Raw genomic sequence first — 13,063 nt, forward strand, 5'->3', positions numbered from 1 at the left:
TCCACCTCCCCACCGAACCCAGCTGATCACTGCACCCCCAAAGGACTTCCAGGCTCAACCACTTAGTTGCTGTGTAGCGATTCGCTGCTGACCTGGGGTGACACGGCGTTTTTGGTCGTGGTTCGGCGCCGTGTCGTGGTTCTACCGTCGACTCCCATGTTGCTGATCTTCTTCTCGTCACGGGGGTGGGAGTCGTGGGATGTCGAGGCAGCGCCGCTGATCCCCGAGCGCATGCCGGTGCTGGTCGACGACGATCTGCGGTTCGAGGACGGGCCGGGGTGCGTGCGGCCGGCGGCGGTGGTGAACCGGTGGCTTCGTGAGCTTCCGGCGTGCGGTGTGCCGGCGCCGCGGTCGTGGGCGGCGTATGCGCGGGCGGTGAAGGACTGGGTGGAGTTCCTGGCCGGGCACGGCATCGACGTGCTCGGCCCGCGCGAGCAGCTCAAACTGGCACTTGGGAAATATGCCGAGGACCGGTCGGCGGGGCCGGTGGAGCGGCGGCTGGCGGYGAGCACGTGGAGCCAGCACATAAGCATCGTGAGCATGTTCTACCGGTGGGCGATGGCCGAAGGCTATGCGTCGGCCGAGCCGTTCACCTACCGGACCGCGAAGGCCATGGTCGGCGGYATGGTGCGTGACGTCCGGGTGAACCTGGCGATGCGCCGAACTCCGAAACCGCACGTCACGATCAAATATCTGGAAGCCGACTTTGCGACGTTGCTGCTGAACGCGCTGGCCGGGCTGGACCGGGACGGTCAGGCGGATGCTGGCTATGCGGGGCGGGAGCTTGCCCGTAACCGGGCGGTGGWCGGGTTGGCGTTGGCGACGGGCCTGCGGTTGCAGGAGTTCTCGTCGCTGCTGGTCTATGAGATCCCGACGYCGCCGTCCCGGCCGGGGGCGCTGCCGGTGCCGTCCGGGGTGGCCAAGGGCCGTAAGTTCCGTACCAGTTGGATCAGCGTCGAGGCGCTGAGGGTTGTGCATGATTATGTGACGCTGGACCGGGCCGCCGCGGTGGAAGGAGCATCATGGTGTCCGCCGGCCCGGTGGGGTCCTGCGCTGCGGGTGAGCGAGCCGGACATGCGTGGCGGGCGGATTAACGGGGTGCGCCGGGACTGGGATGCGCTGACGCCGGGCGAGCGGCGGCGGCTGGTCGCTCCGGATGGTGGTTCGTGCCTGTTGGCGGTCCGSTCGGACGGCGGACCRTTCACCGCCTGGGCGACCGTTTTGGAACGCGCGTCGGATCGTATCCGGGCACGTGTCGAGCTGCGGTTCCCGCATGTTCATCCGCATCGGCTGCGGCATTCTTTCGCGATGGCCACGTTGGAACGGCTGGTGGATGGGCATTACCGGCGGGCCGCCGAACTGGTGGCGGCCGGTGGAGACGGCGGGCCGGACGCCGCGTTGGCGTTGTATCTGAGCAAAGCCGATCCGCTGCTGGTGCTGCGGGATTTGATGGGTCACTCATCGGTCACCACGACGGAGGCTTACCTTCGCCGGTTGGACACCACCCGGATTTTCGGGGAGGCGTATGCGCGAGCCGGCGCGGCGGCCGGCCTGGCCGATGATCCGGCGGCGGACACCGAGGTCGCGGCGGAGTTCACCGACGAACCTGGCGAGGACGACTGATGCCGGCCACGGTGACCGACGACGGGCTGGGGATCGTGTGCGTGTTCAGCGACGGCAGCCGAGCCAATGCCCGGCAGGACTACCGTCGGGGGCCCGCTGTCGCGTGAGGCGCGCAGGCAGGACCTGTTGCACCGCGCCCGCGCCGAGGACGTGCTGCACTGACAGCAGCACCAACGCCCCATCTCCGCGGAAACGCTGCGCAAGCGGCTCGCCGTTGGCACCGGGACAGCCCGCGGCCTGGTCGCCCAGTTGCGCGCTGACATCCACGGTGCGCTCGATGGTCGCAGCAACCGGCCGACGTCGTAGACCAGGGCGGCGAACCGAGGGACGCAGGTTGGCCGGTCGCTGATCCTCCTGCTCGGCCGACAGATCACACGGTGGTCGCCGGTGCGGTGGTGGTCGGGCTGTCATCCTCACGGGTGAACAGCGTCATGGCGGACGTCGGTCGGTGCGGTCAGCTCGCGGGGGGATTGCGGATGGCGGGTCTTCTGGAGAGCGTCGAGCCGGATGGCACGGGCGGGCATGTCGAACATGGTGCCGGCGGACGCCATGACCGGCCACCGGGTCGGCCGGCCGTCTTCACTCGGAACCGAACCGCCCAGACGGCTGCTGTTAATATGGGGGCGTGGACCGTTCGTGCCTCATCTGGTGGCGCTCTTCCTGAGCTTTAATGCGTGGAGTCATGTTGACCATAGCTCTTCCCAGAYCAGACCGGTTTCGGCGAGGAACCCCAACAGCAACGGGGGCCGGTACTGCATTCGTTTCAGCCCGTGCTTGACCGCCTGGCAGACCTCGTCGAGGGCGCRGGCAGCCAGGTTCACCACAGCGGTGCGCTTGAGCTGTGACCACACCCCCTCGGCCGGGTTCAGCTCAGGGGCGTAGGCCGGTAGCAGCACCGCGCTCACCCAGCCCGCGTGCTCCCGCAGGAACGTGGTCATCTCCGTCTGCCGGTGGATGTTCACCCGGTCCCAGACCAGCACCAGCCGGCCCCCGGGAAGCTGCGCATGCGCGGCGGCCAGCAGATCCCRGCAGTCCTCCCAGCCGATCCCCCTGCGCCCGCCACCACCCCGCCAGGTCCGGGCCCGGTAGAGCAGCCGCGGACGCCAGCCGGGCCGGTAGCAGACCATCCCGACCACACTCACCCGGCCGTTCCCACCCCGCCCCGGTACCCGCACCACCGGGGTCCGACCCCGCCGGCCCCAGGTCCGTGCCCGTGGCGGCCTCAGCCCCTGTCCTGTCTCGTCGAGGAAACAGATCCAGGCGTCCTGGGCCGCCGCGGTCTTTTTACCGCCGGCCACTCCTCCTGCGCCCAGGCGTCGACCGCGGCGTCGTCGCGTTCGACCGCGCGGCGGGCGGGGAGCTGGCACGACCAGCCCTGCCGGTCCAGCAGCAGCCACACCCCGGCCAGGGTGTAGTCCACCCCGAACTCTGCTGCGATCACCTGGCGGACCCGGGCCAGGGTCCACCGCTGATCCTCCCAGCCGTACGGCCCCGGTCCCCGGCGCAGGACCGCCTCCAACCGGGCCAGGTCCCGGTCATCCAACCGGCACCGCGACCCCGGYCCGGCCGAGCGCAGCCCGGACTCGCCCTCGGCCTCCCAGGYGTGGTGCCAGCGGCTCGCGGTCTTCGGGGTCACCCGGAACTCCCGGGCGACCTCGGCCTGGCTCGCCCCCGCGGCGAACCGGCCGGCCGCAGCCCTCCGGACCCGCTCACGTTCCACCTGCTCGGCGGGCGTTAACCCGCCACCCGTCGCATATCTCATATAGCCGGTCTACCCGATTCACACCCGCCCGTAGACAAACACAGAAAACCAGCTTGACCTCGAAGATTAAAGCTCAGTAGTAGGAGCGGCCGCCTTCCCAGCTGTGATCGCGCCGTTCGGATGGACGGCCCTTCGCGTCTCGGGGATCGGGCTCGTGCCATCGCGACGGCGGGACCGACCTTCCAGGAGATCCCGTGAACACTGATTCCGCGTCCATAGGCCTAGATACCACAGACTCGGACCCCGCTACCTCGGCGCTCAGAACCTCCGCCGCCCAGGCGCGCAGCGCGGAATTGGAAGAACTGATTCTCAGCAACCCCGAGCGGTTTCGGGTACTGACGGGTGACCGTCCTACCGGGCGCCTACATCTCGGGCACTACTTCGGCACGTTGCACAATCGGGTTCGCCTTCAGGATCTCGGGACGGAGATCTTCCTGATTATTGCTGACTACCAGGTTCTGACCGATCGCGACGTAGCGGACAACCTGACCGCCCACGTGGAGGAACTGGTCCTGGACTACCTGGCCATCGGCATAGACCCGGCACGCAGCACGATCTTCACACACAGTGCCGTCCCCGCCCTCAACCAGCTGATGCTGCCCTTTCTAAGCCTTGTCTCCGTTGCCGAGCTGAACCGCAATCCCACCGTCAAGGAGGAGATCGCGCATTCCCGGCAGTCGGCCGTCAGTGGCCTGATGTACACCTACCCCGTCCACCAGGCCGCCGACATTCTCTTCTGCAAGGGAAACCTGGTCCCAGTGGGCCAGGACCAGCTTCCCCACCTCGAACTCGCCCGCACGATCGCCCRCCGCTTCAACGACCGCTACGGCGACGGCWCCAGACTGTTTCCAGAGCCCGAGGCGCTCCTGTCRAGCGCGCCCCTTCTCCTCGGCACGGATGGCTCCAAGATGAGCAAGAGCCGGCGTAACGCTGTGGCCCTGGYTGCGACCGCCGACGAGACCGCCCGGCTGCTCAAGGGAGCGAAGACCGACTCCGAGCGCCACATCACCTACGATCCCGCGAACCGTCCCGAGGTGTCCTCCCTCCTCCTGCTCGCTTCGCTCTGCCAGAACCGGCACCCTCATCAGGTCGCCGACGACATCGGCTCCGCCGGGGCCGCCGCACTTAAGAAGATCGTGATCGAAGCGGTCAACGACTACCTGGCACCGATCCGGGCTCGCCGAGCCGACTACGCCGAGGACCGCTCCCATCTGCGCCGTGTGCTCCGCGAGGGCAACGAACGAGCGGGAGCCGTCGCCGACGCAACCCTCGCCGAGGTGCGTACCGCCATGAACAGCCACTACTGACGGTCTGGGGTCACCGGCCGGCCGGGTCGGCGCCGAGTCGCCCGAGACTGCCGAGCCACACCTGGCACCGGGCGGCTTCGGTGGCGACCCGGCTGTGGTGGCCGCCCGGCTTCCAGGAAGAGGGCCGCGGGAGTCGGTCAGAGCTGCCGGTCAACCGTCAGAACGGACTTCTTCGTGCCGGCCGCGGCCAGAGTCCCGCCCAGCAGAAGCGTCCCCACCGGCCAACGACGCATATGCACCGGTAGAGTGACGCAATAGTCGCCGACGCGCAGGATCAAGCCCTTGCCCACCAGGTCCCGCGCGGCCGCGGCATACTGCGGAGTCCGGGTCACGTCGGCCCACGCGCATCCCGACATTCCCTGCCGGAGCACGTCGATGAGGACGGCGTCGTCGACGATGAACCGATTCGTGGCCTCGCTCCTCTGGTCGACTACGGAGACGAAGTCCGGCCCCTTCCGGAAATAGAACAGACCAAAACTGCCCGCCGATCGCYAATGGCCGAGGGGGAGTTCTCCCTCGCCCAGGACGGTCACCTTCCCCGGAGGCGGTAGGTGATCGAGTATCCGAACCATCCCCATCTGGTCCGGGCTCAGGCTCAATGACCACGACAACCGCACTCCGATCGAGGAGCATTCGCGAACCAGCGCGATGCTTCGCGCGGTCACGTCAGCCGGGAGTCCTGACAGGTCGACGGCCTCAGCCAGCCGCACACCRGCGACGGGCACACGCCGCAGAAGCGATCCCAGTTCGTCAGGAGCAGGGAGCCCGGTCCAGTCCGCACCGAGGACCAGCACCGCGGCGCCCGGTCGCCCGCCCGCCGGGCGGCGCCCGTGGCGGTCGGCCAGCGCCCTGAGTCCGTCGATATCCAGCAGGGCGCTCATCGGGATGCCGCGACCTCTCTGCCGTCGACAAGCTTCCGGCGGTACGGGTCGACCTCGAGCGCCAAGCTCACGTAGCGCCCTTCGTCCTCGAAGGCGAGACCGCGGTCGACGAAGTAACGAAGGATCTTCCGGGCTTCCTCGTCGGTCACGACTTGGCCGCCGTCGGCGAGCCGTCGGCGCACGCCCTCCCACCCGGCTCCCTGGAAGAGACCGAGGTATACATTGCTTTGCAGCTCGTCCAACTCGATGACCTCTTCAGGCCAGCTTGCCCGCTGGTCCTCGATGACCACCCGGCCCTGGTCGTCGATCCAATACAGAAGCGTGCTCCTTGGATAGGCCTCGGCCCAGTTTCTGACTGCCTGCTTCAGGTCGTCCTCCAGCGGCCCCGCGATCCCTCGCGTACTGCCGTCGAAAAGGTAGACGAGATCATACAACTCGCCTTTTGGAACATTATAGATAAGTTCATAGAAGCGCGCCGGCGTGCGGAACATGAATCCAAGGGAAGGATCATCGAAATAGGGACTGAACCTCTCCAGTGCAATGCGCCACGCGCCGGTTGGCGGCTGGAGGTGTTCCAGTGATGCCATTTTCCTCAGCAGGCTCTGATAATCTTCGTCGGTCTCCCCAGGGAATCCGTACAGGATGTTCCAGGTGACGCTCAGGCCGAGATCCATGCCATCTCGCAGCATACGCACGTTGTGCGCCGAACTCACGCCCTTTTCCATCAGCCGAAGCACGTGGCTGCTCAGGCTCTCGATGCCCGGCTGGACGAAGAGCACGTTCGCGTCCCTCAGGCGGCCCAGCTGCTCGCGGGTCATGTTCGACTTGATCTCGTAGTGAATCCTCAGATCACAGTCGAGGGCCGCCAGCTCCGGCATCACCTTATCGATGTAGCCCATGTCGAGAATGTTGTCGACCATCACCACGTCGAGAACGCGGTGCCTCGACGCCAGGTCCCGGACCTCGTGCGCGATGCGTTCGGGAGCCTTGCTCCGAAAGTTAATGTTCGATCCGTTCAGGYCGCAGAAGGTGCACTGGTGAACTTCGCCCCACCAACAGCCACGGGATGTCTCGAGAACCGCCATCGGCCGGATGCCGGGGCCGAGCGACGAATTCTCGAGCGCCTGGAAGTAGCCKTCGTAGTCGGGGGCTGGCACCACGCCGAAGGGCACGGACGACTCGGCGGGTGGGTTCGTGACCGTCATCCCGTCGGACCGCCAGCTGAGGCCGGGTATGTCGGCGACACTCGCACCTGCGGCGACACACCTCAGCAGCGCGGGCAGCGACCGTTCGCCTTCACCACTGATCACGAAGTCGAGCTGATCGAAGTTCCGGTGCAGGGCCGGCMCCTGCGGCCCGTCGCAGTTGCTGCCGCCGATCACCGTGAGGACGCCCGGCGCGACTCTCTTGATCTCCCTCGCGAGCGCGAGTGACGGAACGTTCTGCATGAAAGTGCTGGTGAATCCGACGATGTCCGGTGGATCGGCGGCGATCTCGGCCGCCAGCTGCCGGATGAACGTCCGGGAGTGTCGCTGCATCTCGACGGGAACCTCCGCGTCGACACCCTGCGCGTCGAGAAGCTGCGCGTACTCGTCGACACGGTAGCTCGCGACGTCATACAGCGCGGGAGCGAAGACCCAGTCGCCGACGCCCTGAAAGACCTGGACCGCCACCTTGCCGTAGTCCGCCACGCCGATGGCTCCGCCGCTAGCGCACATCAGGTGCTCAGCCCACCGGAAGTTTCCGTACAACTCGTCCACGGACCAGCCGGGCGCCTGTTCGCGGACGGAAGGCCCGAGTACTCCCAGCGCACTGGACGGTGTGTCAAGTCCCTGCCATGGCATGGCGATAAGGAGAAGCCTCATTAGATTCCCACCTCGAATTTCGGTCGCTAGAAAGACACGGCGCGCTCGTGCGCCGAGACGCCCACGCCCGCGGCGCCGGCAGGATCCGTTGCCGGCCGAGCCGGAGATGACGCGGTCCTCACACCCAGATCGTGGGTACGCCTCGGCCAAGGGACCTCAGGAGGCTCTCCTGTGCTTCCGGTGCTCCGACGGAGATCCGTACGCCATACCCCGGATAGGGGCGGACCCTGATTCCTGCCTCCGCCAGGTCCTGCGCKAAGGAGTCGGCCGCAGCGGCCAGGGGGAGCCAGACGAAGTTGGCGCGAGAAGGCAGCACCGGCAGACCCGACCACCGGAGACCAGCGGTCAGTTCGTCTCGCGACACGGTCACCGTGTCCAGGCGACCGCGTAGCTCACCCTCGCTGTGCAGGGAGAGGATCGCCGCCTGCTCCGCGATGTGGGTGACCCCAAAGGGAAGACCGGCCTTGCGGACGGTCACCATGATCCGCTCCGGGCCCGCGGCGTAGCCGATCCGCAGGCCCGCTAGCCCGTAGGCCTTCGAAAAGGTCCGGAGCACGACGATGTTGCGGTGCCGGYTGAGAACATCCGGAGTACCCGGGGGATTCTCGCCGCGATCGAACTCGACGTAGGCCTCGTCGAGCACCGTGAGGACRTCGCCCGGCAGTGAGCGCAGAAAGGAGTCCAGACGATGGCGATCAATGACCACGCCGGTTGGATTGTGGGGAGAGCAGAGAAGAATCACCCTGGTGCGCGGGCCGACCCGCGCACGTATCTCGTCCAGGTCGTGATCACCGGTAGACGTGAGCGGAACGTGAACGCTCGTGGCCCCGCTGATGGCGACCAGGAGCGGGTAGGCGTCGAAGCCCGGCCACGCGTAGATGACCTCGTCGCCGACGCCGCACAGTGCGAGAAGAATCTGTTGGAGTACCCCGGCGCTTCCGGGGCCCACCGCCACCGCGTCTGGGGAGACGTGCAGGTGCTTCGCGATCTCCTCTGTGATGGTCCGTGCCGTCGGGTCGGGGTAACGGGCCAGCCGGCTGAGGCCATCTTCGATGACCGAGAGCACTGTGGGCAGTGGGGRAAGCACGAGTTCGTTGCTTGACAGGTCGAACCGCCCGGGCTCGTTTGCCGCCGTGTTCGCGGRCTCTGTGCTCCGATAGGCCGTAACGTCCCGCAGCGGGTCACGGCCGGCGAATCTCACTTTCACCGTTTGGGACTCCTGAGATCACGAGGGAGCATCGCCTGCGTCCCTGCACTTCTGCTGGTACCTGTCCGCTGTGCTCGTTGACCCTCCTCCCGAATCCCGAGACCCCGTGCAGAGGTTGGGCGGCAGGGTCTAGGCCGCTTCGGCCGCACGCGACTCTCGGATGGCGAGCAACTCGTATAGGAGTTCGTGAACCGGCGCGCTCAGACCTGCGTCGTGGGCCAGCCGGACAGCGGCCCCGGTCCACGCGTCCAGCTCCGACCGCCTACCGGTCAGGATGTCTCGCTGAAGTGAGGTGGTGACCCCGGCTGATTGCCTGTCCACCAGTCCCATCGCCGTGTCCACGGCGTCGTCGGGCAGGAAGATTCCCAGCCCGAGACCGGCCTCGTAGATCTCCCGCATGCCGGCGATCAGGAGCTGGCGAGTACCGCTCCGAGAACGGAGTTCGCCGATGGTCGCGCCGCCGGTGGCGGCTCCGAGACTGCCGACCGGCACCACCATCAGGAACTTCGCCCACAGGGTGGCCCAAATATCGTCAGGCTCGGTAACCGTCACCTGGGATTCTCGGAAGAGCTCACGAAGGCGCGTCACCTGCCTTGATGCCTGGCCGTCCCACGCGGTGAAACTTACCTCGCAGGTGGTGCCGGCGTGTCTAATCTCGCCAGGACCGGCCATCGTCGCCGCGATCCTTATCGTTCCGGGCAGCACGCGACGGCGGCCAATCCTCGCCGCGACCTGGCCGGGAGCGTCGACCCCGTTCTGCAGAGTGAGGACCGCGGTATCCGGGCCGACCATGAGGCCCAGCGATTCGACGGCATCGGAAAGCTGTCCCGTCTTTACGCAGAGCAGAACGAAGTCGACTCTTCCGATGTCGTCAGGGTGGTCGGAGGCGCTTACATCCGGCACCGACCAGCAACCTGAGTCATCCATTACCCGCAGCCCGTTCTTCTGGAGCGCGGCGAGGTTCTCGCCCCGGGCGAGGAACTMCACCTCGTGACCGGCGCCGGCCAGGCGGCCGCCGAGATACCCACCGACCGCGCCCGCGCCTACCACCGCGATCCTCGGTCCGCCTGCTCGTGCCGTCATCGCTGATCGCTCACGGGAGACGACCGGCGGGGGGTAATTCCGCGGCCGTGGCATACGGTGCTCATCGCGGCAACCGCTCCCGGACCCGGATGGGGAGCGCTCTGAGCCCCCGGCTGAGCGAGCTGTCGGCGAGCCACTCCACCTCGTCCTGACGGACTGCCAGCTCGAATCCTGGYAACCGGCGCAGCAGCGTTGTGAAGGCGATGTCTCCTTGAAGCCGGCCGAGGGGGGCACCAACGCAGAAGTGCGCGCCGTGGCCGAAAGCCAGATGGTGGTTCGGGGATCGGGTGACGTCGAACCGCTCCGGCTCGTCATATGCCTCCGGATCGTGCCCCGCGCTGGACAGCGAGAGATGCACGAAGCTCCCCCTGGGAATTTCTGTTCCGGCGAGCCGCATGTCCTCGACGGCGACCCGCATGGATGCCCAGGCGGCCGAACCCTCGAAGCGCAGCATCTCCTCGACCGCGGCGGGAATCAGCTCGGGAGTGGTTCGGAGCAGGTCGAGCTGGCCTGGGTGGCCGAGTAGCAGAGCAGTCCCATTTCCTATCAGGTTCGCGACCGTCTTGTGGCCCGCGATGAGCAGGAGGAGAATGGTGGAGAGGAGTTCGCGTTCACTGAGTGCGTCACTGTCTGCCGCCCTTACGAGCTCACTGAGCAGGTCCTTCCGCAGATCCGTGCGGCGTCGGGCCACCAGCCGGGTGAAGTAGTCGGTGAATTCCTCGGTCGCGGCCTTCAGCTCGGACTCCGCGTGCTGGAAGGGATCCTGGCTGAGAATGTAACCCCACTCGAGAAAGAGTGGTCTGTCCTGGACAGGTATCCCGAGATACTCGCAGATGACAGTGAGTGGAAGCGGCAGGGCAAACGCGCCGAGGAGGTCGATCTCACCGGGCGCGGGGAATGTGTCGATGAGATCGTCGACGACATCCTGGATGCGGGGGCGGAGGTCGGCGATCGCGTTCGGCAGAAATGCCCGGCTGATCGGCCTCCTCAGCCGGGCGTGGTCGGGAGGGTCCGCGAATCCCAGGTTACGCACCATGAGGAGGCTGCTGGACAGAGCCCTGTCGCGAAACCTGGGAGGTAGGTTCTCCGCTTCCTTGGACAGGCGCGAGTCGGTGAAGGCCTCCGCCACGGCCCTGTGGCCGAGAACGGCGTATGCCTCACTTCCCGGAGGATAGTTAATCTGGTGGACGGGGCATTTCGATCTGAGCTCGGCGTTCGTCGCGTGCGGTGATGGGCCAGGATTGAGGAAGAACTCCGAGGGCAGAACCTCTGGCACCTTCGGCTCCTGGACCRCCGGACGAATGCTACCTCCCGCCACTGCAGGTATTATCCAGACCACGTCACTTTCCTCGACGCGGGTCTCGAGATTTTCCAGGCCTCTGATGTCGTTGTCATTTCGATAGACGTTGATATACTGTMGGACCGACCCCTGGCCGTCCATGATCTTGTCGATGAGCCCGGGCAGGCACTCGTTCAGGTCGGCGAACACCTCGCGAATGTTCTCGCCCTTGGCAGCGACYTGCCGCTGCCCGCCGGACAGCGCCCGGAAGGCCGCTGGTATCTTGATGGTAACCATGGGCGGTGGAAGACCCTCGCGAGCGCCGTTCTGCGTTCCGTTCATCCTGTCTCCTCCTCTGGCCTGTACCGAGGCCACGCGATTGACGCGTCGTGTCTTCCGAGGCCGCCGCGGTGGACCGTCATCCCAGTCCGAACTCATCCCGGATCTGCGACGGGATGTGTAGGTCGAGCTCTGCGCACCGCTCTGGCCCTGCTTTCCATGCGGCGACCCGGTGTGCGAGGCCCTGACGGCCCGCGTGGACATACCAGATCAGGTTGACCGGCCAGGAGGACTGACGGAACAGGTACTCATCCATCCGGGTCGGCTTCTCGCTCAACCGCTGCGTCCGCTCATGCTGAGGTCCGATCTCATGCCAGTTCGGATGAGAATGAATCGAGCCGATCAGCTCGAGACCCGCCGCCTCGTGCTTTTTCACCGCCTGAAAGACGTCCTCGCCGGAGCACCAGAACCCGCGGCCGGGGTTCCTGTACACGTCGCCGAACTGCGGTGCGATTACATCTTCGAACTCGGCTATCACGTCCGCGTCGCTGTCGCGCACATTCTTCACGAATTCGATGTCGCCGATCGTGATCCCGTGGCGATTGTCGACACCGAACAGGAGACCGGAGGCACGCGGTAGATGAGTTGGCACACCATCGGCGTTCCTACTCGCCAGGCACCGCTGATACTCCTCCACCGCGTGGTCGACGAAGCGCTTCGCGGGTTCGGGCTCGATGTAGGCTTCGTTCGACATCCTCGTGATCATCCCTAGGCTGGCCGTCCTGTCCTTCGGTTCATGACCTGGAGTACGCTACGTGCTGGTGGTTGAAGCCTACGTACGATGATCTCCGGCCTCCGATCAGCCGATTAGCTTGTCCGGATTCTTGTTCCGGCGTGACCAGGTCTTCCGTGCCTACCTGGTGAAGAGTTCCCGAGAATGGGGTGCACGAATTCAGGGCATCGGAAAGTGAAGACCTCCGATGGTCTATTCGGGCGGTACGAATTGACGCGTCTTCTGACGGTCAGTCGACGCCTAGCGACACGCTACACCTGGCGATGGCRCATGACAAGGCCAGCGCAATGCTCGACTCATCGAGAGGCGGGAATTGCGATCTCTTCCGGCTACTGAAAGTAAACGCGGTCCGTGACCCTTTGCGCATCCCATTAAGCGGATGTCGATATCTTCCGGCACGTCGATATCGGTATGTCGAGGGCCGACGCCGCAGCTAGCCTGGGCCGACTCCCGGGCTCTGATCGTCGCGTCCCCTCTCATCGATGGCGTATAGATGAGAGCTTCCTGTAGCTGCCTGCGGGCTCCGGGGACCTGTGATGTCATCAGTAGTAAGCAATGAAGTTCGAAGGGCTCTGCCTTCGGTCGGCGTCAACCTTGGGCGTCGCCCTCGCCCTACCTGCCAAGATGATGTGAGACAGAGGTCATCGTCTGGCGAGTAAGGTGCTTCCGCTGAACGCTCGGGTCGTGAAAGTTCCCACCGAACTTTCCTCACCTTGTGAATTGGGAATGTGTGATTTGGACAATTGCCAGCCACTGTTTCGACGCCTTGCTCGTATGGGTGGCCGGATGGCCTGGCCGGGAGGACGCAGATCCTCTCCACTGCTGATCCGGAGTAGAGGCTCCCGTTGACCGGTCCGGAGCCGGCCCGTTCCGCCGGCTGATCCGGACGGCGGCCGACCGCGGTGCGACGACGGAGGCAGACGGCTGCTGGCTCGGCAGTGTTCGTCCGCGGCTGCTGGTTCGCCCGTCGCTGATCGCGATCTA

Annotated in this window: 10 protein-coding genes and 1 pseudogene; 3 read left to right on the plus strand and 8 right to left on the minus strand. The window is 66.0% G+C overall.

Annotated features, from left to right (window positions below):
* Positions 1–156: 156 nt before the first annotated feature.
* Together Manayef4_RS20630 and Manayef4_RS26290 are read left to right on the plus strand one after the other, a co-directional pair.
* On the plus strand, positions 157–1,623 hold the full coding sequence (locus Manayef4_RS20630) for a tyrosine-type recombinase/integrase (RefSeq protein ID WP_070132970.1): 1,467 nt from the start codon (positions 157–159) through the stop codon (positions 1,621–1,623).
* Between the two features lie 102 nt (positions 1,624–1,725).
* Positions 1,726–1,929: pseudogene (locus Manayef4_RS26290) on the plus strand (hypothetical protein); the annotation flags it as partial.
* A gap of 374 nt (positions 1,930–2,303) precedes the next feature.
* On the opposite strand, the gene Manayef4_RS20635 reads toward Manayef4_RS26290, so the two are convergent.
* Entirely contained in the window at positions 2,304–2,879 is a 576-nt protein-coding gene (locus tag Manayef4_RS20635; RefSeq protein WP_349257461.1) for a transposase, read from the minus strand.
* On the minus strand, positions 2,846–3,385 hold the full coding sequence (locus Manayef4_RS20640) for a winged helix-turn-helix domain-containing protein (RefSeq protein ID WP_070132974.1): 540 nt from the start codon (positions 3,383–3,385) through the stop codon (positions 2,846–2,848). Before Manayef4_RS20640 ends, Manayef4_RS20635 begins: the two co-directional genes overlap by 34 nt.
* A gap of 194 nt (positions 3,386–3,579) precedes the next feature.
* Here Manayef4_RS20640 and trpS point away from each other — a divergent pair, with 194 nt between their 5' ends.
* On the plus strand, positions 3,580–4,692 hold the full coding sequence (trpS, locus tag Manayef4_RS20645) for a tryptophan--tRNA ligase (protein ID WP_070132976.1): 1,113 nt from the start codon (positions 3,580–3,582) through the stop codon (positions 4,690–4,692).
* A 137-nt stretch (positions 4,693–4,829) separates the two neighbouring features.
* On the opposite strand, the gene Manayef4_RS20650 is transcribed toward trpS, so the two are convergent.
* The 6 genes from Manayef4_RS20650 to Manayef4_RS20675 form a co-directional block, all read right to left on the minus strand.
* Positions 4,830–5,573, minus strand: coding sequence for a DUF5825 family protein (locus Manayef4_RS20650; protein WP_070132978.1), 744 nt, complete (start codon positions 5,571–5,573; stop codon positions 4,830–4,832).
* A complete protein-coding gene (locus Manayef4_RS20655) occupies positions 5,570–7,438 on the minus strand; it encodes a RiPP maturation radical SAM C-methyltransferase (RefSeq protein ID WP_070132980.1) in 1,869 nt (622 codons plus the stop codon). The genes Manayef4_RS20650 and Manayef4_RS20655 overlap by 4 nt, the downstream gene beginning before the upstream one ends.
* A 118-nt stretch (positions 7,439–7,556) precedes the next feature.
* The gene (locus Manayef4_RS20660; protein ID WP_070132982.1) at positions 7,557–8,645 is read right to left on the minus strand and encodes a histidinol-phosphate transaminase; all 1,089 of its coding nucleotides are present in this window, start codon (positions 8,643–8,645) and stop codon (positions 7,557–7,559) included.
* A 129-nt stretch (positions 8,646–8,774) separates the two neighbouring features.
* Positions 8,775–9,728, minus strand: coding sequence for a 2-dehydropantoate 2-reductase (locus Manayef4_RS20665; protein ID WP_070132984.1), 954 nt, complete (start codon positions 9,726–9,728; stop codon positions 8,775–8,777).
* A gap of 61 nt (positions 9,729–9,789) precedes the next feature.
* Positions 9,790–11,382: a cytochrome P450 gene (locus tag Manayef4_RS20670; protein WP_254665769.1), complete on the minus strand. Its 1,593-nt coding sequence runs from the start codon at positions 11,380–11,382 to the stop codon at positions 9,790–9,792.
* Positions 11,383–11,425: 43 nt separating this feature from the next.
* On the minus strand, positions 11,426–12,040 hold the full coding sequence (locus Manayef4_RS20675; RefSeq protein WP_011436295.1) for a hypothetical protein: 615 nt from the start codon (positions 12,038–12,040) through the stop codon (positions 11,426–11,428).
* Between the last annotated feature and the right edge of the window lie 1,023 nt (positions 12,041–13,063).

It is taken from the genome of Frankia sp. CgMI4 (genome assembly GCF_001756285.1).
GTDB lineage: Bacteria > Actinomycetota > Actinomycetes > Frankiales > Frankiaceae > Frankia > Frankia casuarinae.

Coding starts and splice junctions, on each gene's coding strand:
- Manayef4_RS20675 (WP_011436295.1), bottom strand. CDS start 12,040: ATGTCGAACGAAGCCTACATCGAGCCCGAACCCGCGAAGCGCTTCGTC.